General features: G+C 66.3%; 15 protein-coding genes. 6 read left to right on the top strand and 9 right to left on the bottom strand.

Translation table 11 applies throughout. The annotated features are described in order from the left end of the window. Nucleotides 1-17 precede the first annotated feature (17 nt). The 3 genes from ACP7AZ_RS07325 to ACP7AZ_RS07315 form a co-directional block, all read right to left on the bottom strand. Nucleotides 18-1,208 carry a TMEM43 family protein gene (locus ACP7AZ_RS07325; RefSeq protein ID WP_426037527.1) on the bottom strand — a complete coding sequence of 397 codons (1,191 nt, stop codon included), beginning with the start codon at nucleotides 1,206-1,208 and terminating at the stop codon, nucleotides 18-20. 109 nt (nucleotides 1,209-1,317) lie between these two features. Beyond that, on the bottom strand, nucleotides 1,318-2,286 hold the full coding sequence (locus ACP7AZ_RS07320) for an NAD-dependent epimerase/dehydratase family protein (protein ID WP_426037525.1): 969 nt from the start codon (nucleotides 2,284-2,286) through the stop codon (nucleotides 1,318-1,320). 5 nt (nucleotides 2,287-2,291) lie between these two features. After that, nucleotides 2,292-3,596: a UDP-glucose dehydrogenase family protein gene (locus ACP7AZ_RS07315; protein WP_426037523.1), complete on the bottom strand. Its 1,305-nt coding sequence runs from the start codon at nucleotides 3,594-3,596 to the stop codon at nucleotides 2,292-2,294. A gap of 128 nt (nucleotides 3,597-3,724) precedes the next feature. Between ACP7AZ_RS07315 and ACP7AZ_RS07310 the strand changes: the two genes are divergently transcribed. Beyond that, nucleotides 3,725-4,594, top strand: a complete 870-nt coding sequence (locus tag ACP7AZ_RS07310; RefSeq protein ID WP_426037521.1) for a WecB/TagA/CpsF family glycosyltransferase — start codon at nucleotides 3,725-3,727, stop codon at nucleotides 4,592-4,594. Here ACP7AZ_RS07310 and ACP7AZ_RS07305 read toward each other — a convergent pair. From ACP7AZ_RS07305 to ACP7AZ_RS07290, 4 genes are all read right to left on the bottom strand, one after another. After that, complete coding sequence (locus tag ACP7AZ_RS07305; RefSeq protein WP_426037519.1) at nucleotides 4,591-5,397, bottom strand: metallophosphoesterase family protein; 807 nt, start codon at nucleotides 5,395-5,397, stop codon at nucleotides 4,591-4,593. The genes ACP7AZ_RS07310 and ACP7AZ_RS07305 overlap by 4 nt on opposite strands. A gap of 71 nt (nucleotides 5,398-5,468) precedes the next feature. Continuing rightward, the gene (locus ACP7AZ_RS07300; protein ID WP_426037517.1) at nucleotides 5,469-6,629 is read right to left on the bottom strand and encodes a glutathionylspermidine synthase family protein; all 1,161 of its coding nucleotides are present in this window, start codon (nucleotides 6,627-6,629) and stop codon (nucleotides 5,469-5,471) included. A 141-nt stretch (nucleotides 6,630-6,770) separates the two neighbouring features. Further along, nucleotides 6,771-7,511, bottom strand: a complete 741-nt coding sequence (locus tag ACP7AZ_RS07295) for a PspA/IM30 family protein (protein WP_426037515.1) — start codon at nucleotides 7,509-7,511, stop codon at nucleotides 6,771-6,773. Nucleotides 7,512-7,527: 16 nt separating this feature from the next. Further along, a complete protein-coding gene (locus ACP7AZ_RS07290) occupies nucleotides 7,528-7,977 on the bottom strand; it encodes a YjfI family protein (protein ID WP_426037513.1) in 450 nt (149 codons plus the stop codon). Nucleotides 7,978-8,305: 328 nt separating this feature from the next. On the opposite strand from ACP7AZ_RS07290, the gene ACP7AZ_RS07285 reads away from it, so the two are divergent. The 4 genes from ACP7AZ_RS07285 to ACP7AZ_RS07270 are packed head-to-tail and all read left to right on the top strand — an operon-like array spanning nucleotide 8,306 to nucleotide 10,866. Next, the gene (locus tag ACP7AZ_RS07285) at nucleotides 8,306-9,139 is read left to right on the top strand and encodes a potassium channel family protein (protein ID WP_426037511.1); all 834 of its coding nucleotides are present in this window, start codon (nucleotides 8,306-8,308) and stop codon (nucleotides 9,137-9,139) included. Between the two features lie 10 nt (nucleotides 9,140-9,149). Beyond that, entirely contained in the window at nucleotides 9,150-9,812 is a 663-nt protein-coding gene (locus ACP7AZ_RS07280) for a YjfK family protein (protein WP_426037509.1), read from the top strand. A gap of 30 nt (nucleotides 9,813-9,842) precedes the next feature. Then, nucleotides 9,843-10,253 carry a DUF350 domain-containing protein gene (locus tag ACP7AZ_RS07275; RefSeq protein ID WP_426037507.1) on the top strand — a complete coding sequence of 137 codons (411 nt, stop codon included), beginning with the start codon at nucleotides 9,843-9,845 and terminating at the stop codon, nucleotides 10,251-10,253. 7 nt (nucleotides 10,254-10,260) lie between these two features. Next, nucleotides 10,261-10,866 (top strand): DUF1190 domain-containing protein, encoded by a 606-nt coding sequence (locus ACP7AZ_RS07270; protein WP_426037505.1) that lies wholly within the window; start codon nucleotides 10,261-10,263, stop codon nucleotides 10,864-10,866. Nucleotides 10,867-11,054: 188 nt separating this feature from the next. Here ACP7AZ_RS07270 and ACP7AZ_RS07265 read toward each other — a convergent pair whose 3' ends face one another. Together ACP7AZ_RS07265 and ACP7AZ_RS07260 are read right to left on the bottom strand one after the other, a co-directional pair. Beyond that, on the bottom strand, nucleotides 11,055-12,341 hold the full coding sequence (locus tag ACP7AZ_RS07265; protein WP_426037503.1) for a sugar MFS transporter: 1,287 nt from the start codon (nucleotides 12,339-12,341) through the stop codon (nucleotides 11,055-11,057). 210 nt (nucleotides 12,342-12,551) lie between these two features. Further along, nucleotides 12,552-15,332 carry a TonB-dependent receptor gene (locus ACP7AZ_RS07260; protein WP_426037501.1) on the bottom strand — a complete coding sequence of 927 codons (2,781 nt, stop codon included), beginning with the start codon at nucleotides 15,330-15,332 and terminating at the stop codon, nucleotides 12,552-12,554. A gap of 287 nt (nucleotides 15,333-15,619) precedes the next feature. On the opposite strand from ACP7AZ_RS07260, the gene ACP7AZ_RS07255 reads away from it, so the two are divergent. Continuing rightward, entirely contained in the window at nucleotides 15,620-17,425 is a 1,806-nt protein-coding gene (locus ACP7AZ_RS07255; protein WP_426037499.1) for an alpha-amylase family glycosyl hydrolase, read from the top strand. Nucleotide 17,426 lies beyond the last annotated feature (1 nt).

Below are 17,426 nucleotides of genomic sequence, written 5' to 3'. Positions count from 1 at the left end.
ATGAGGCAGCGGAAACGTCAGGCCGCAGGTGCGGCTTCGGCTTCAGCAGCGAGCTTCTTCTTTGAACGGCCGCGACCGACCCGGTAGACGGCGAAGGCGATACCGCCGCCGATGGCCAGGATGATGATCGTGGTGATGGGACGGAAGGCCAGCCACGCCAAAGCGATGGTCACGGTGCCGACGATCAGGCCGAGCACGAAGCCGATCAGGCCCGTGCCCATCCGCACGATCGTTCCGGCCAGGGGCAGGACGTCGGCCAGCACCCCGAACGGCGCCAGGATCAGACCGAAACCGACCATCAGCAGGACCATGCCGACGACGCGGATGATCCAGGCGATCACGTTGTTGGCGTCCTGGGCCGACTGGAACATGTCGCCGGCGGGCACGTCGCCGTCCGCGACCAGCAGGAATTCCGAGCCGTTGCGGGCGCGGTAGTCGAGGAAGTTGTCGCCGTTCTGACGGGCGACGACGCTGATTTCCGACGCCGGGGTGGCCTCATAGGAGACGCGGGTGTCGCCGATGGCGGGCGTCTGCGGGGTCTCGCCGAAGAAAATCGCGCCTTGCGACACCGTCAGGGTCGAAGCCTCGCCGGCGGCGGCCTCGATGGCATCGGTCTGTTCTGTCAGGTTCACGGCCTCGGCGCCGCCGACCTGGCTGAGGACGTTCTCCTCCAGACGATAGTCACCCAGCGTCGCGTCGGTCGCATAGATGTCGGCGCTCTCGACCGACATCTCCGGATTCTCGTGACCGGCCGGGGTGTTGAAGGCGCTGGAGTCGATCGCGGTCGAGGACCAGGCCTTGGTGTAGGTGTAGGTGGTGACGGTCTCTTCACCGCCGCCGAGCTTGGTACGGCTCTCGGACTTCGACTCCTCCTGCCACTGATACATCTCGGCGGTGCGCGACAGCTTCAGGCCGGTCGCGGCGACACCGTACTGATTGTCCTCCAGCGGCGCGGTGACAACGGTCTGGCCAGTGACGTGGACCAGCTTCTGGTCGTTGGCGGGATCGATCGGAGAGGCGGGCGCCTCGACCACGGCGCCGGCGCCTTCGGTCAGGCCGCGCGCGACCTTGACGGCATTACCCTCGTTCCAGGCCAGCCCCCACACGCAGGCGAAGATCAGGACGATACCGACCAGAACGCCGGCGAAGGCCGAGCCGATGCGGCTGAACCAGCCCTGGTTGGTTGTGACTGTGACTTGATCCGGCATGTGAGCCCCCCACGAGCTATCCGGCCGAAACCCGGCCGTCAGGCGCGCAGATATAGCACCGCTTCATCGCTGAGATAGCGATGGCGCGCATACGGAAGCTGACGACGCCCTACAGCCCGCGCCAGTCCCGCCACCAGGTCACGAACCGGCCCAGCCCCTCGGCCAGGGCGACCCTGGGCGCATAGCCGGTCAGGGCGGTCAGCCTGGACACGTCGGCCCAGGTGGCGGTGACGTCCCCCGCCTGCATCGGGCGCATGACCTTGACCGCCTCGCGACCCAGCGCCGTCTCCAGGGTGGCTATCATCTCCATCAAGCCGACCGGGCTGGAATCGCCGATGTTGTAGATCTCGTGCCCGCCCGGGGCCGGCGGCCTGTCCAGCACGCCCATGACGCCGTCGACGATGTCGTCGATGAAGGTGAAGTCGCGCGCCATCCGGCCCTCACCGAAGACCTGGATCGGCTCGCCCGCCATGATCTTCTCGGTGAAGCTGAAATAGGCCATGTCAGGCCGGCCCATCGGCCCATAGACGGTGAAGAACCGCAGGCCCGACTGGGGGAAGCCGTAGAGCGAGGCGTAGCTCTGGCTGATCAGTTCGCAGGAGCGTTTGGTGGCGGCATAGAGCGAGACGGGGCTGACCGTCGGATCGTCCTCGCGGAAGCCCTGCCCGGCCAGCGGCCGGTCGCCATAGACCGAGCTGGACGAGGCGTAGACCAGGTGCTCGACGCGGTTGTGGCGGCAGGCCTCAAGGATCGAGAGGTGGCCCTGCAGGTTCGAGCGCTGGTAGGCGAAGGGGTTCTCGATCGAGTAGCGGACCCCGGCCTGGGCGGCGAGATGGACCACACGGTCGGCGCCCGAGGCGCGGACCAGTTCGGCCATGACCTCGGCGTCGGCGATATCTGCGCGCACCATGCGGAAGCCCGGATAGGTCGCCAGCCGCCCCGCCCGCAGCTCTTTCAGCGCGACGTCGTAATAGGCGTTGAAGTCGTCCACGCCGACGACGGTCTCTCCGCGTTGCAGCAGGCGTTGCGCCACGTGCATGCCGATGAAGCCGGCCGCTCCGGTCACAACGACGGTCATGAGGCTCAGCCCCGTCCGATGCTGGTGTAGGCGAACCCGCGGGCGCGCATTTCCGCCGGACGATAGATGTTCCGCAGGTCCACGATGACCGGCGCCCGGGCCATCAGCTTGATCCGGTCGAGATCCAGAGCGCGGAACTGATCCCATTCCGTCAGAATCACGATCGCGTCGGCGTCCTGTGTCGCGCTGTAGGCGTCGTCCCGGTAGTCGACGTCAGGCAGAAGCTTCCGCGCCTCGTGCATGCTCTCGGGATCATAGGCCTGGACCTTGACCCCGGCAGCGATCAGGGCGGGCACGATGTCGAGGCTGGGGGCGTCGCGCATATCGTCGGTGTTGGGCTTGAACGCCAGGCCGAGAATGCCGACGGTCTTGCCCGCACCGGAGCCGCCCAAGGCCGCGATGACCCGGTCGGCCATGGCCTTCTTGCGCGCGTCATTGACCTCGACTGTCGTCTCCACCAGCCGGACCGGCGTGCCGTACTGCTGGGCCGTGCGGACCAGGGCGACGGTGTCCTTGGGGAAGCAGGAGCCGCCGTAGCCGGGGCCGGCGTTGAGGAATTTCGAGCCGATCCTTCCGTCCAGACCGATGCCCTTGGCGACCTGCTGCACGTCGGCTCCGACCTTTTCGCACAGGTCGGCGATCTCGTTGATGAAGGTGATCTTCAAAGCGAGGAAGGCATTGCCAGCGTATTTGATCAGCTCGGACGTCCGGCGCGACGTATAGATGACGGGGAAATCGTTGAGGCTCAGCGGACGATAGACCTCGGCCATCACGGCCTTGGCGCGATCATCGTCCGTACCGACCACGACGCGGTCCGGGCGTTTGAAGTCCTCGATCGCGGCGCCTTCGCGCAGGAACTCAGGGTTCGAGACCACGGCGAAGTCGGCGTCCGGATTGACCCGGCGGATGATGGCCTCGACCTCGTCGCCAGTGCCCACGGGAACGGTCGACTTGTTGACGATGACGGTGAAGCCCTCGATCAGGCCCGCGATCTCCTCGGCTGCCGCATAGACGTAGGACAGGTCCGCATGGCCGTCGCCGCGCCGCGTCGGCGTGCCCACGGCGATGAAGACGACATCCGCCGAGCGGATCGCCTCGGCGCCGTCCAGGGTAAACTCCAGACGGCCGGCCCTGACATTGTCGGCCACCAGTTGTTCCAGGCCGGGCTCAAAGATCGGGATCTCGCCCCGATGTAGTCGCTCGATCTTCGAGGGATCCTTGTCGACGCAGACCACGGTGTGGCCGAAGTCGGCGAAACAGGCTCCAGACACCAGGCCGACATAACCAGTGCCAATCATCGTGACGCGCATCAAAACATTCCCAGCGAGAGCGCGGGCAGCCTTAGCCCAGTCATCCCGGCGGCGCAAAAGGCGGGCGATACGCCCTGTTAAGCCTGTCCCCTTACCCGATCTTGAGCCGGACCCGTCAGGGTAGGCGCATGACCGACGCCTCCCGCTTCTCCCTGCCCGAAGCTGTTGCGACCGATCGCCGTCAGCAGGCGCGGGCGCCCTTCCGCAAGGCGCGGCGTGAGCACGAGCGCGTCCGCCTGCTGGGCCAGACTGTCGACCTGGTCAGGCCAGAGGAGGTTCTGCACCACGTCGAGACCTGGGTCGAGGCGCGCCGCAAGGTGCTTATCGCCAATCACAACCTCAACAGCCTCGCCCTGCTTCAGAAGCACCCAAGGCTTCAGCGCTTCTATGATCGGGCCGATCTTGTCGAGGTCGACTCCACGCCGCTGATCCATTTCGCAAGGCTGCTGGGCCTTCAGGGCAAGGCGTTTCACCGCTGCACCTATCTGGACTGGCGCGACCACTTCTGGAGCCTGGTCGACCGCAAGGGCTGGCGGGTGATGTACATCGGCGGTGCGCCGCAGGTGGTCGAGCGGGCGCGCGGCCGTCTGGCTTCGGAGTACCCGAACGCCGACATTCGCGCGCGTGACGGCTTTTTCGTCCCCACCCCGGGCTCGCGCGACAATGCAGTCGTGGTCGCCGAGGTGAAGGCCTTCGATCCGCACATCCTGTTCGTCGGCATGGGCATGCCGCGTCAGGAACTGTGGATCCTCGACAATCTGGACGCCCTGCCCGACTGCGCCGTTTTCTCGGTCGGCGCCGCATTCGACTATGAGGCCGGTGAGCAGAAAGCCGCGCCGCGCTGGATGGGTCGGATGGGCCTCGAATGGTTGTTTCGCCTGGTCCATGACCCGAGGCGGCTGGCGCGCCGCTATCTGATAGAGCCGTGGAGCCTGAGCCAACTGATCGTCGCCGATGTCTGGACGGCGATCCGGACGAAACGGTTCGGCCGGGCCTAGACCGCCAGGGACGAGGTGGTAATCGCGACGCGGCCAGCCCGGCCCGTGGCCCGTACCTGGGTCCGCGTCTCGCCCTCGAGCCGGACCGCCGACAGCACATTCGTTGCATAGGCGCCGGTGTCGACGCCGATTCGGCGCGCATCGGAATGAACCCCCTCGGCGGGGGTGTGGCCGTGCACAACCACCTGCTCGAACAGGCCTGCGTGATCCAGGAACGGCTCACGAATCCACATCAGATCTTGGGGCGACTGGACTGCCAGGGCGACGCCAGGCCGGGCGCCGGCGTGGGTGAAGAAATAGTCGCCGATCGAGATCGACATCTCCTGGCTGGCCAGCAACTCGCGGTGGGAATCCGGCAACGCCTCGTCGAGCGCTCGCGAGGCATCGGCCCAGGCCAGAGTATCGCCGCGCAGCGGGGGCGGACTGACGCCGTAGGACACCAGGGTGTCGCGGCCGCCGTCGTCGCACCAAGACGGGCCGACCTGGGGATCGCGCAGGAAGGCCTCCATCCGGTCCTCGTGGTTGCCGCGGATGAAGCGAACCTCCAGCCCCGGATCGGCCGCGAGATTGATCAGCTGATTCAGGACCCCTTTTGAGTCGAGACCGCGATCGACACAGTCGCCGAGGACGACGACGACCTTGCGCTTCACCTCGGCCGCATACAGGTCGGCACGGATGGCCTGTATCAGCCGGTCGGCCAGATCGGACCGTCCGTGGATGTCGCCCACCGCCCAGATGACACAGTCGGGCGGCGTGCGCGACGCCGGCCGTGCAGGCCGATTGGGGAACAGGCGGGAGAGCATGCCGATCACATGCCTCCTCGCTTCCCCGCGTTCAAGCCGAACCCGGGGGCGACGCCTCTAACGCCGGAGGATCAGTCGTGGATGAAGTGGGGAACGAAGCGCGAGACGTTGCGCGTGATCCGGCCTTCGTCCTCGCGCACCGACATGCCGGCCGGTTCCTCGCCAACCACCCATGAGCCGATGATGGCGTGACGGCCGTCGAACACGGGCGGAGCGTGGACGGCCTGGAGGATGGCGCGGCCGTCGTAGCCGCCGTCCTTTCCCTGTTCCGTACCGCCGGGCTCGACGATCGAGATGTTGTCGCCCTCACGAGAGAAAAGCGGCTTGCGGACGTGGGCGGAGGACAGGGCCGAGGCTCCGGGATCGTCCTCGAACCAGCTCTCCAGCAGGTTGGGGTGACCGGCGTGGCGTTCCCACAGCAGCGGCAGGATGCCCTTGTTGGACAGGATCGATTTCCACGCCGGCTCCAGCACCGTGATATCGGCGTGGGGCAGAGGCTCGGCGTAGTCGTCGCGCAGCATCTGTTCCCACGGGTAGAGTTTGAACATGGCCTGGATCAGCCAGTTCTGTTCGTCCACAAACTGCCCGTCGGCGTTCAGGCCGATGTCGCCGATGGCCACGAATTTCGGGTCGAGACCGGCCTGTCTGGCGATATCCTCGAGGAAGCGGACGGTCTGGCGATCCTCGACGAAATCGGGGTCCGACGAGAAATGCACGAACCCGCCCATCGGGAAGATGGCGCGGAAGCGGGCGACCAGTTTCTCATGCAGGCTGTTGAACTGGTCGGCGGCGGCCGGGATCGAGCCGTCGGCGATCCGGTCTTCCAGCCACAGCCACTGGAACACCGCGCTCTCATAGATCGACGTCGGGGTGTCGGCGTTGTACTCATAGAGCTTGGCGGGGCCCTGGCCGTCGTAGGCGAAGTCGAACCGGCCGTATAGCGACGGGTCGCCCCGCTTCCAGCTGTCGGCGACGTAGTCCCTGAGCTTTTCCGGGATGTCGAGCAGGCTCATCAGCCGTTCGGACTTCACCGCCTCGTCGACGAGATCGAGGCACATCTGATGCAGTTCGGCGGTCGGCGCCTCGATCCCCTCCTCCACTTCCTGAAGCGTCAGGGCGTAGGCGACCTCGTCGGACCAATAGGGATCGCCCGACGTGTGGTGCCAGGTGAAGCCGAGGCTGTCGGCCTTGGCCTGCCAGTCGGGACGTTCGGGGAGGATGAGGCGTTGCATATGATCTCCAATCCTCCCCCGTCGGGGGAGGTGGCGCGGCGCTACTTCAGCGCCGTGACGGAGGGGGCCAGCCGCGAATCCGGTGTCTGGGGCCAGCCCCCTCCACCGCTTCGCGGTCCCCCTCCCCCAAAGGGGGAGGATTTAGGCTGGGTCTTTATCCGGCGTCGCCTGCCCGATGCGCGGCGTGACCACCGTAATGTCCTGTTGCGTCAGCCGCGCCAGCACATCGTCGGCCGACGAATGCCCGGGCAGAATGCCGGCCTCCTTAAGCTTGGCGTCGAGGTCGGCGCCGGTGCGCTTGTCCTCGAACTCCTGGCCGACACGGAGACGCTCCTCCTGAACCGCCTGGCGCTGCTTGATGCGCTGCAGGCTGTCGGCGGCGGAGCCGATGCGCGAATGGGCGCCGGCCGATTGCAGGGCGACCGAGGTCTGGGCGCGTTGGACGCTTTCGTTGACCTTCACGATATCGATCTCGCGACGCAGGGTCTCAATCTTCTGGTCGGTCGAGGCGATGGCGGTGCGCAGGCGCGCCTCGGCGGCCTTCATGTTGTCGATCAGCGGACCGCGCGTGCCGATCTCGGATTCCAGTTCGGCGATCCGGCCTGCGACCTCGCGGGCCAGATCGGTCTTGCCCTGGCCGAGCGCGGCGCGGGTCGAACTTTCATATTTGCCGATCTGGTCGCGGAACGAGGCCATCTCGCTTTCCGCCATGCGGCGGCGGGCGACAAGGCCGGCAAGGTCGTCGCGGGCCTTACCCTGGGCCGTGTCGGCGTCGCGGATTTCCTGATCGAGGATCTTCAGGGCGTTGGCGTCAACCACCGACTGGGCGGTGTCATGGGCGGTGCCGCGGAACAGGGCGGAGAGTTTGCTGAGCATGGACATGGGTCTGGTCTCCGGTTCAGGCGGCGGCTTCGGTGCCGAAGGTTTCGCGCAGGTCGGTGGCGTCGATGGCGTTCTCGGCCAGGGTGCGCAGTTCAATCAGGATAGTCTGGAGCGTGGTCTTGGACGACAGTTCGCCCATCAGCTCATAGACGTCCTGATCGCCGACGGTGGTGATCGCGAAGTTCGACAGGGGCACCAGCCGCTGGGCCTTCAGCAGGAAGGCGTTGAACCGGGCCGTGTCGGCCTGTTCCGCCACCGGCCACAGCAGGACCGAACAGACGATCTGCGCCCCGCCGACGCTCAGATAGACCGGCAGGTCGCCATACTCATGCATGGTGGCCAACAGCACGGGATCGGCCCCTTCCAGCACGCGCAGGGTCATTTCCCCCTCGCGAACCAGGGCGGACTCGTCCAGCGCGGCCTTGATGGCGGGCACGGTCCAGGCGATTTCGATGACGGCGTCCATGTGCGGTTCGGCTCCGGTTGATGTCGAAGAGGTGGGGCGCCGACGGCGCGGCGCAAGCGCGGGTCCGCGCGTCGAATCGGTGACAATAGCGTGCACTGCAGCCCTGACATCGTCTCGGGTCGGGGCCGGCACCCAGAACTCCAGCTTGACCATGCCCGCTTCACGCCGGGCCTTTCGCCAAGCTCTGATCCGATCATTCGCCGACTGCAAGGGGGCTGTGTCCAGATTACGCATGTTTCATGTTACGCGTATCAGGAACGATTGACATCCGCTAGCCACCTGCCAAGATTCAACCTTGGGCATAGGGCCCGGCCGGGGTCACGGGCGAATGCTGCTGCCGCGAATGAAGCTCGCGCGACTGTTCGATGAGGCCTTCCATGCGATGGCCGATCTGCACTGGACCCTGCTTTTCCTGCTGATCAGCTTGCATGCCGTCTCGACCTGGGTGCTTTTCGTGCTTTTCGGAGAAACGGAACTGACGGCCCCAGCGACGTTTTTCTACTGGTACGCCACCACGGCCTATACGGTCGGCTATGGGGATCTGAGTCCCTCAAGCGACGGCGGCAGACTGATCACCGCCCTGTGGGTCTTTCCAGGGGCCATCGCCGCATTCACCACCGTCGTCGCCAAGGTCCTCGCCGCCATCGGCGAAGTCTGGCGCCTCCGCCGCGCCGGCAAAGGAGACTACTCCAGGATGACCCAGTCCATCGTGCTGATCGGCCATCACGCCGCTCGCACCCCGAAAATGATCGCCGAACTGTGCTCGGACGTGGCCCACGTCGTCTGCTATTTCGAAGACGAAGATCACGCTCGTTTGATCGACCAGCATTGCCCGGAGGTTGAGGTGATCCTGTCCGCCGGCCCGGAGTTGGTCGCGCGCGCCTGCAAGGACCCCGGCGCCAGTCAGGTCATCAGCGCCCTGACCAGCCATCTCGACGCCAGCGCGACCCTGTTCAGCCTGCAATGGCCGGATCGCGCGGCGCGTCCGTTCGGCGACCTGGCCAGAGTCCTTCTGGACCGGGGAGCCACGCTTCTGGCCATTCAGCCCGGACAGGACACCCGCCCGACCTTCAACCCGCCGGCAGACCGCCGCGTCGAACCAGGCGATCGTCTGTTCTATGTCGCGTCGAATAGGCTCGATGCCTCGGCAATCGCGGGGTAAAGACCGGGCCATGTTCAAGCGTCTCTTCGGCGGACAGCCTCCACCCGAGCCTACAAACCGGCTGGCGGTGGTGCGCAACATCACCGTGGGTCGCACCGTGTCCCTCGACCCGCTCGCCTGGCGCCGGCTGCAGCCCGAGACAGTCTTCAACCTGGACACCGACGCGCTGGAGATCACGGCCCAGGGCACGATCGCCCTGGACAGCGGCCAGCATGTGCATCGCTTCTACACCGACGACCACGTGATGCTGCAGGCCATGAGCGACGACGCCACCGGCGCCGAGGCCTATGATTTCTCCCTGTTCATTCCCTGGACAAGCGCCTATCCGCCCGGTCCGCGGGAGCGCCGAATCTGGACCGACCGGCTGAGCGAGCCCGTGTTCGACGGGACGGCGGAGGAGCTGCCGTCCTACCCCCGTTACTGGTTCGCCGAGAGCGACGCGCGCCAGCCGCCGGTGACGTTGTGGGAATCGATCTGGGACGACCGCACGGCGACCGTTCCCCATGGCCGGATCTTCCAGACCTGCATGCTGTATGCGCGGGACCTGTCGGGCGGGCGCGAACTGATGCTGGCGCTGGAAATGGAGCCCGAGAAGGTGCCAGGGAAATCCGCCGACATCAGCCACGAGATCATGGTCGGCATCCCCCTGGAAGTCGGCGAGTTCACGGCGTGAGCCGTCCCACGACAATGGAGCACTGAGACGATGGACTGGTTTGCATTCCAGACGGGGGCCACGGCCTTCGTCATCGCATTCGCCGCGGCGGGGGTCTTCACCGTGGCGTTCAAGCTGATCTACCAGTGGATCACGCCCTATCATGAGCGGACCCTGATCCGGGACGGCAATCCAGCGGCGGCCATTGCCCTGGGCGGCGCCCTGATCGGCTATGTCCTGCCGCTGGCCTCGGCCCTGTCGCATACGGTCAGCCTGATGGAGTTCGCCGCCTGGGCGACGCTGGCGGGCGTGATCCAGATCGGGGTCTTCGTGGTGATCAGCCGGCTGGCGTTCCGCAACCTCGCGACCCGGATCGAGGCCGGCGAGACCGCCGCGGCTATCTATCTGGCCACAATTTCCATCTGCGTCGGCTTGCTGAACGCCGCCTGCATGACGACGTGAGGGAAACATGAGCGACCTTCCCGAGACCACCACCATCCGCCGCCTCAAGCGATCGCGCACACTGCAGGTCACCAGTCTGATGGCGACAGCCTCCTTCTCGCTCGCCGCCTGCGGCGCGCCGCAGGTCGCGGTGCCGGAGCCGGTGCCGGCCCTGGCCTATACGTCCCTGGACGAGTGCAAGGCCGCCAATGACATCACCGACACGGAATGCGACGCCGCCGAGGCCAACGCCCGCACCCAGGCCGAAACGACCGCGCCCCGCTATGCCACCCAGTCGGAATGCGAGGGCCAGTGGGGTCCGGACCAGTGCCGTCCGAACAGCTCCGGCGGCTCATTCTTCACGCCCCTGCTGACCGGCTTTGTCATCGGCCAGATGCTGAACGGCGGCGGCTATCGCGGCGGCGGCGGCCTCTACCGCGACCGCAACGGCAATTTCCAGAACGGCTATGGCGGCGGATATCTGAGCCGCGACTATCGCACGGGGCGCCAGGTCGCCAATGGCCGCGACTACGGGACCGACCTCGCGCGTCAGGCGCCGAGCCGCGTCCAGAGCCGCACGACCGTGGTCTCGCGCGGCGGCTTCGGCGGCGGCGGACGGGTTTACGGGGGGTAGGCCCCTCTCCCCTTGCGGGAGAGGGCTTGAGCGCCCGAGAGCGAAGCGAACGGCCTCGCGCGAAAGGGGGAGGGGTCGAGATGCCTCTCGGGTCAGCGCCCCGCGTCACCCCTCACCCGACCGCGCCAGAACGACGGCTTCGCCGCCGTGCGCGATCTCCCTCTCCCGCAAGGGGAGAGGGTCTTGTTCTAGTGCCCGCCGCTCACCGTTGCCGCGACCTCGCCCCGCACCTTGGTCCGGGCCGCTGCGATGGCGAACACCGTCAGCGCCACATAACCCAGCAGCGGCACCCAGAAGGCCGGGTTCAGCACCCCGCCTGCGCTGTCCGCGATCCGCCCTGCCAGCAGCGGCAGGACGGCGCCGCCGATGATGCCGAAGACCAGCAGGCCCGAGGTCGCCGAGGTCGGGGCTGAGGACCGCTCCAGCGTCAGGGTGAAAATGGTCGGGAACATGATCGAGTTGAACAGCCCGATCGACAGGGCTGCATAGGCGGCCGTGGTCCCGCCGGTCTGGATGACGACGAAGCACAGGATGCCTGCCGCCACGGTGCACATCGCCAGCAACCAGCCGGCGGGAATGAAGCGCAGCAGGAGCGTGCCGACGAAACGGCCGACCATGGCGCCGCCCCAGTACAGGGCGACAAGCTTGCCGGCCTCCTCCAGCGGACGGTTGAGGATGCTCTCCGAGGCCAGGAAGTTGGTCATCAGCGAACCGATGGCCACTTCGGACCCGACATAGATGAAGATGGCCACGGCGCCGAAGATCGCCCAGGGCGAGCGGAAGGCGGTCAGGAAGTTGGAACCGGCCGCGTCGGTCACCGGAGCGGCCGCATTGATCTGTTTCCGCGCCGAGAAGATGAAGGCGGCGACCAGGGCGAAGAAGCCGCCCAGCGCCAGGAAGGCCAGGTCGATGGCGCGCATGGACTCGCCGCGAGTAGCGACAGTGACCACCGCGCCGGCCGCGAACACGCCGCCGGTCAGAAGGACGTGCGACCCCAGCCACGGCCCAATCGTCGTGCCGAGCGAGTTGAAGGCCTGCGACAGCGTCAGGCGCAGATGCGAGCTCTTCTTCGCCCCCAGCTCGGCGACCAGCGGATTGGCGGCGACCTGCAGCAGGGTGACCCCTGAGGCGATCACGAACAGGGCGATCAGGATGCCGGGATACCAGTCGACCATGGTCGAGAGCGGCACGATCAGACAGCCCGCCACCATCGTCGCCAGAGCCGCCAGGATGGCCCGGCTGTAGCCGAGGCGGGCGAGGACCGCAGCCGCCGGCAGGGAGGCGACCCCATAGGCGATGAACCAGGCGAAGGTGGTCAGGAAGGCCTCGGTGAAGCTGAGATCGAACACCCGCCGCACAGCCGCGATCAGCGGATCGATCAGCGAGGTCGCGAACCCCCAGGCGAAGAACAGCGTCGTCACATAGGCGAAGGCGAGGGTCGTGCCCTTCGTCGGGGTCGTGGTGGTCTCGGTCATCCTGGCCTCGTTTCCTGTCGGGCGTTGGTCGCCCGTAACCGCTTACGTCCCATGGGTCACGCGGATCGTCCGCGCCGTCCAGTGCGATCTTCCGCCCGTAACGAAAAGTGGCCGTGCAGGCGGACCCGCACGGCCAGTTTCACGCCTCAGGAGGCGGCGACCACACCCCGGCCCCTCGGGGCAAGGGGACGGGGGCGACCAATGATCGGATCAGTATTTGTAGTTCACACCGATCAGGAAGGTCCGGCCGTAGGTCTGATAGTCGATGACCTGACGCTCGTCGCCGTTCTGGAAGGTCTGGAACGGCTCGTCGGTCAGGTTGTTGACCTGGAACAGCACCGAGGCGCCCTCGAGCATGCCCGACTGGAACTCGTAGCCGACCTGGGCGTCGACGACGTTCTCGGCGGCGACGCTGCGCAGGGTGCGGCCGTTGCCGAAGCCGGCGACCTCTCCGAGGAAGTCGGAGCGGTAGCGGTTCGAGACCCGCGCCTGGAAGCCGTTGGCCTCGTAGTAGACAGTCAGGTTAGCGACTGTTTCCGACAGGCCTGGCAAGGCCGTCGCGGCCTGGCCGTCCGGCTTGATCTCGCTGGAGGTCTGCGAGACCGAGGCCTGCATACCGAAGCCTTCCAGCGCCGGGTGGACGATGTCGAACGGCATCGACAGGGCGAACTCGATGCCCGAGATATAGCCGCCCTCGCCGTTGTCCGGGGCCGAGACCACGCCCTGGTTGATCACCGGGACGACAGAGCCCGATGGGTAGCCGCTGAAGTCGAAGATCTGGTTCCGCGTAAAGACGAAGGTCTCCAGGTCCTTGTAGAAGCCGGCGATCGAGACATAGCCCTGACGGTCGGCGAAATATTTCTCGAACGAGATGTCATAGACGTTGGCGATGGTCGGCATCAGGTCCGGATTGCCGCCCGAGCCGCTCCAGGGCGAGTTGAGGTCCGGACGCGCCGCCGGCGTGTTGTTCGTCACGTTGAAGCTGAAGTTCCGCGACGCGCGCATATCGTCCATCCGAGTCCGCGCGAGGGTGCGGGCCGCGGCGAAGCGCAGGAACATGTCGTCCTGAACTTGGAGAATGAAGTTGGTGGAGGGCAGGAACTCCTCGTACTCCCGACCGCCGGACACGGCCCTCGAGACGGTCGATGCGCCGCTGCCCGAGGCTGCGAAGCCGTTCGAGCTCTGATCCGTGCCAATGTACTGCAGGCCGATGTTGCCCGTCAGAGGCAGGGAGCCCAGCATGTGATCGATGTTCAACTGGACGTAAGCCGTGTTGACCTTCTCGGTCACTTCCCAGTTGCCCGAACGCACATCGGCGTTGGGGTTGCGGACCCGGTTGTAGAAGCCGGAGTTCACCAGGCCCAGCGCGTCATAGCTGATGACGCCGCCCAGGCCGAGGTATGTCAGCTGGGTCGCGGGCAACAGGAAGGCGGTCGGCACGACGGCCGAGGCGCCGCCCGGAACGCCGAGGAAGAACTGGTCATTGACGAAGGTCTTCTCGCGCTCAGAGATGTTGACGCCGAACTTGATCGAGGAGAACGGACCTTCGCCGTTGAACTGGTGGCGAGCTTCGAGGCGCACAGCCTTGAGCTCGTCGTCGATGCTCGGGTTGTTCAGGTAGCCGTCCTGGCCGCCCGGAATGATGTCGCCGCCCCAGCCTTGCGGGCTGGTCAGACGGATCAGGTTCGGATCGGCATAGTTCAGGTTGTGGGTGAAGACGGGGACGTTGTTCTCATCCAGGCGGAAACCGAGCGTGTCCAGTGCTCCGGCGACGTCGCGTCCGGTGCCGGAATAGGTTTCCAGCACGACGTCCTCGCGCTCGACCTTGGAGTAGCTCAGGTCGGCCATGAACGACCAGTCGTCGTTCGCGTCGAAAACCGTGTTCCAGCCCAGCGAGGTGATGTTGCTGTCGCGGGTGTTGACGTCGTTGCGGATGACGCCCTTCACATTGTTGAACGTTCCGGCGGTGACGAAGCCGTTGGCGACTGTGGCACCGGTCTGCAGCGCCGGGCCGGGACGGCAGGTCGCCGTCTGCACCTGGGCCGGGCAGTTGCCCGAAGAGCCGCCCCACCACAGCGGGAACTCGATGCCGCGCAGGATCTGGGTGTTCTGGAACTCGGAATAGAAGCCGTCGATGGTCGAATGGAAGCGATCGTTCGGGCGGAACTCCAGCGTGCCCATGAAGCCGTCGCGTTCCAGCTCCGATGACATGACATAGGGCTTCACGCCGCCGATGACGAAGGCGCCCGAGCCGGTGGTCGGATAGCCCCAGGCGTTATAGCGCTCGGACTGATAGGGGCTGGTGATGTGGGCGTAGCCCAGGGCGATGCCGATCGTGTCGTCCGCGAACTGGTCGATGTAGGACACGCTGTAGCGGACGCCGCTGTCCTCGGTGCCCGAGTTGAGCGCGCCGATGTCGTTCTGCTCGTAACGGACGTTGGCGGCGATGGCGCGACGGCCGTAGGCCAGCGGGCGGATCGTCTGCAGGTCGACCGTGCCGGCCAGCCCCTGACCGATCAGCTGGGCGTCCGGGGTCTTGTAGATGGTGACGCCGCTGAGCAGTTCCGACGGGTACTGGTCGAATTCGACGCCGCGGTTGTCGCCGGTGGTGACCTGCTCGCGACCGTTCAGCAGGGCGGTGGTGAAGTCGGGACCGAGGCCGCGGATCGAGATCAGCTGACCCCGGCCGTCCAGGCGCTGGACCGTCAGGCCCGGCAGGCGCGCCAGGGATTCGGCGATGGAGACGTCCGGCAGTTTGCCGATGTCCTCGGCCGTGATGACCTCGACGATGGAGGTGTTGCGGGCCTTGGCGGCGATCGAGCTAGCGATCGAGCCACGGATGCCGGTGACGATGACTTCTTCCACCTGGGTGGCGTCATCGTCCTGTGGAGTGGTCTGGGCCTGCGCGCCACCGGTGACAACCAGCATTGCCAGGACGCTCGCCGCGCCTCCGGCCATCAGACGCGCACGCGTGTTGAAGCGGTTCCTCATCGTCTTCCTCCCTGCGGCCATCTCGCGTTTCTGACGAAGCGATCCCGACCTGTTACGCAAATCTATGCAAACTCTGCGCAACCTTGCAAGCCTGTAATGCGAGGGTTCGAAACAAGGCGAACCTGAAATCCAGCGATTCCGCCCAATATTGCAGCGCAACATATACACAGGGTAGCCGAAGGGGCGCTACCGTTGCTGCATTGACACGGCGAACCGAGCCTGCAAAATCTTGCAAAGAGTTCTGCCGGGCCTTGTATCCGGCGACCAGGAAGGGAGGAGATAGAGCGATGACCACATCATCCCGTCGCGTCCCGAGCATGGCTCGGGGCCTGACCCTGGGTCTCATGACGACGCTGCTGGCCTCCACCGCGCTTGCGCAGACGCCGGACTATCGCGCGCGCCTGCCGCAGGACGAGGTGATCTATTTCCTGATGCCGGACCGGTTCGACAACGGCGATGCGTCCAACGACACGGGCGGCATTTCCGGCGGGCGGCTGGACCACGGCTTCGACCCGACGCACGAAGGCTTCTATCACGGCGGCGACCTTGCCGGGATCGAGCGTCGGCTGGACTACATCCAGGGCCTCGGCGCGACAGCCATCTGGATGGCTCCGATCTTCAAGAACAAACCGGTGCAGGGCGAGCCGGGCCGCGAGTTCGCCGGGTCGCACGGCTACTGGATCACCGACTTCACCCGCGTCGATCCGCATTTCGGCGACGAGGCAGCGATGCGCGCCCTGGTCGAGGCCGCCCATGCGCGCGGCATGAAGGTCTATATGGACATCGTCGCCAACCACACGGCCGACGTGATCCGCTATCGCGAGTGCCCGGCCAACGACTGCGCCTATCGCAGCCGGGCGGACTATCCGTTCACCCGTCGGGGCGGTGTGGACGGCGAGGCGATCAACGACGGTTTCACCGGGCGGAATTTCGACCGGCTGACCGACACCGACTTCGCCTGGACCCCCTACGTCCCGGCGGGCGAGGAGACGGTGAAGGTCCCGGCCTGGCTCAACGACCCCGCCTATTACCACAACCGTGGCGACACGACCTTCCGGGGCGAGAGCTCGCTGGACGGCGACTTCGCCGGCCTCGACGACCTGATGACCGAACACCCGCGCGTGGTCGAGGGTATGATCGAGATCTTTGGCGACTGGATCGACCGCTACCAGATCGACGGCTTCCGTATCGACACGGCCCGGCATGTGAACCCCGAGTTCTGGCAGGCCTTCGTCCCGGCCATGATCGCGCGGGCAGAGGCCAACGGCATCCCGAACTTCCACATCTTCGGCGAGGTCTATGACGTCGATCCGGCGGTGACGGCGCGCTTCACCCGGATCGACGGCTACCCGGCGGTGCTCGACTTCGGCTTTCAGTACACGGTGACCGACATCGTCGCCCGCGACGCGCCGCCCGATCGCCTGTCCAGGGTGTTCGCCTCGGACGCCCTCTACCAAGGCGGCGAAATCGGCGCGCTCGGCCTGCCGACCTTTCTCGGCAATCACGACATGGGCCGGATCGGCGGCTTCATCCTGACGACCAAGCCCGACATCTCGGATGAAGAACTGCTCCAGCGCGAGACCCTGGCCCACGCGATGATGATGTTCTCGCGCGGCACCCCGACCCTCTACTACGGCGACGAACAGGGCTTCTCTGGCGCCGGCGGCTACGGCAGCGCGCGTCAGGACATGTTCGAGACCCAGGTCGCCTCCTATCGCGACGACCGGATCGTCGGCGGAGCCCAGCCGACCTTCTCGATCGAGGCCCCGCTGTACCGTGCGATCGCTGCGATGGCTCGCCTGCGCCAGGCCGATGTCCGCCTGCGCCGGGGTCTGCAAACCGTGCGTTTCGCCGCCGAGGCGCCGGGCCTTCTGGCCGTATCGCGCCGCATCCTGGACACGGCGGGCGAGACCCTGATCGTCTACAACACCTCGACCGCACCGATCACGGCGAACATCGAGGTGGACGCCGCCTCCGGCGACTGGTCCTCTTTGCGGGGTGATTGCCCCATGTCGGCGACCGCCCCCGCCAGTATCCGGGTCACCGTGCCCGCGCTCGATTATCTGATCTGTAGTTCCGAAGGTGTGCGTTGAC

The organism is Brevundimonas sp. DC300-4 (assembly GCF_049897365.1).
Taxonomy (GTDB): Bacteria; Pseudomonadota; Alphaproteobacteria; order Caulobacterales; family Caulobacteraceae; genus Brevundimonas.
The sequence above is the reverse complement of the archived record's forward strand: the minus strand, read 5'-3'. Positions and strand labels throughout refer to the sequence as shown.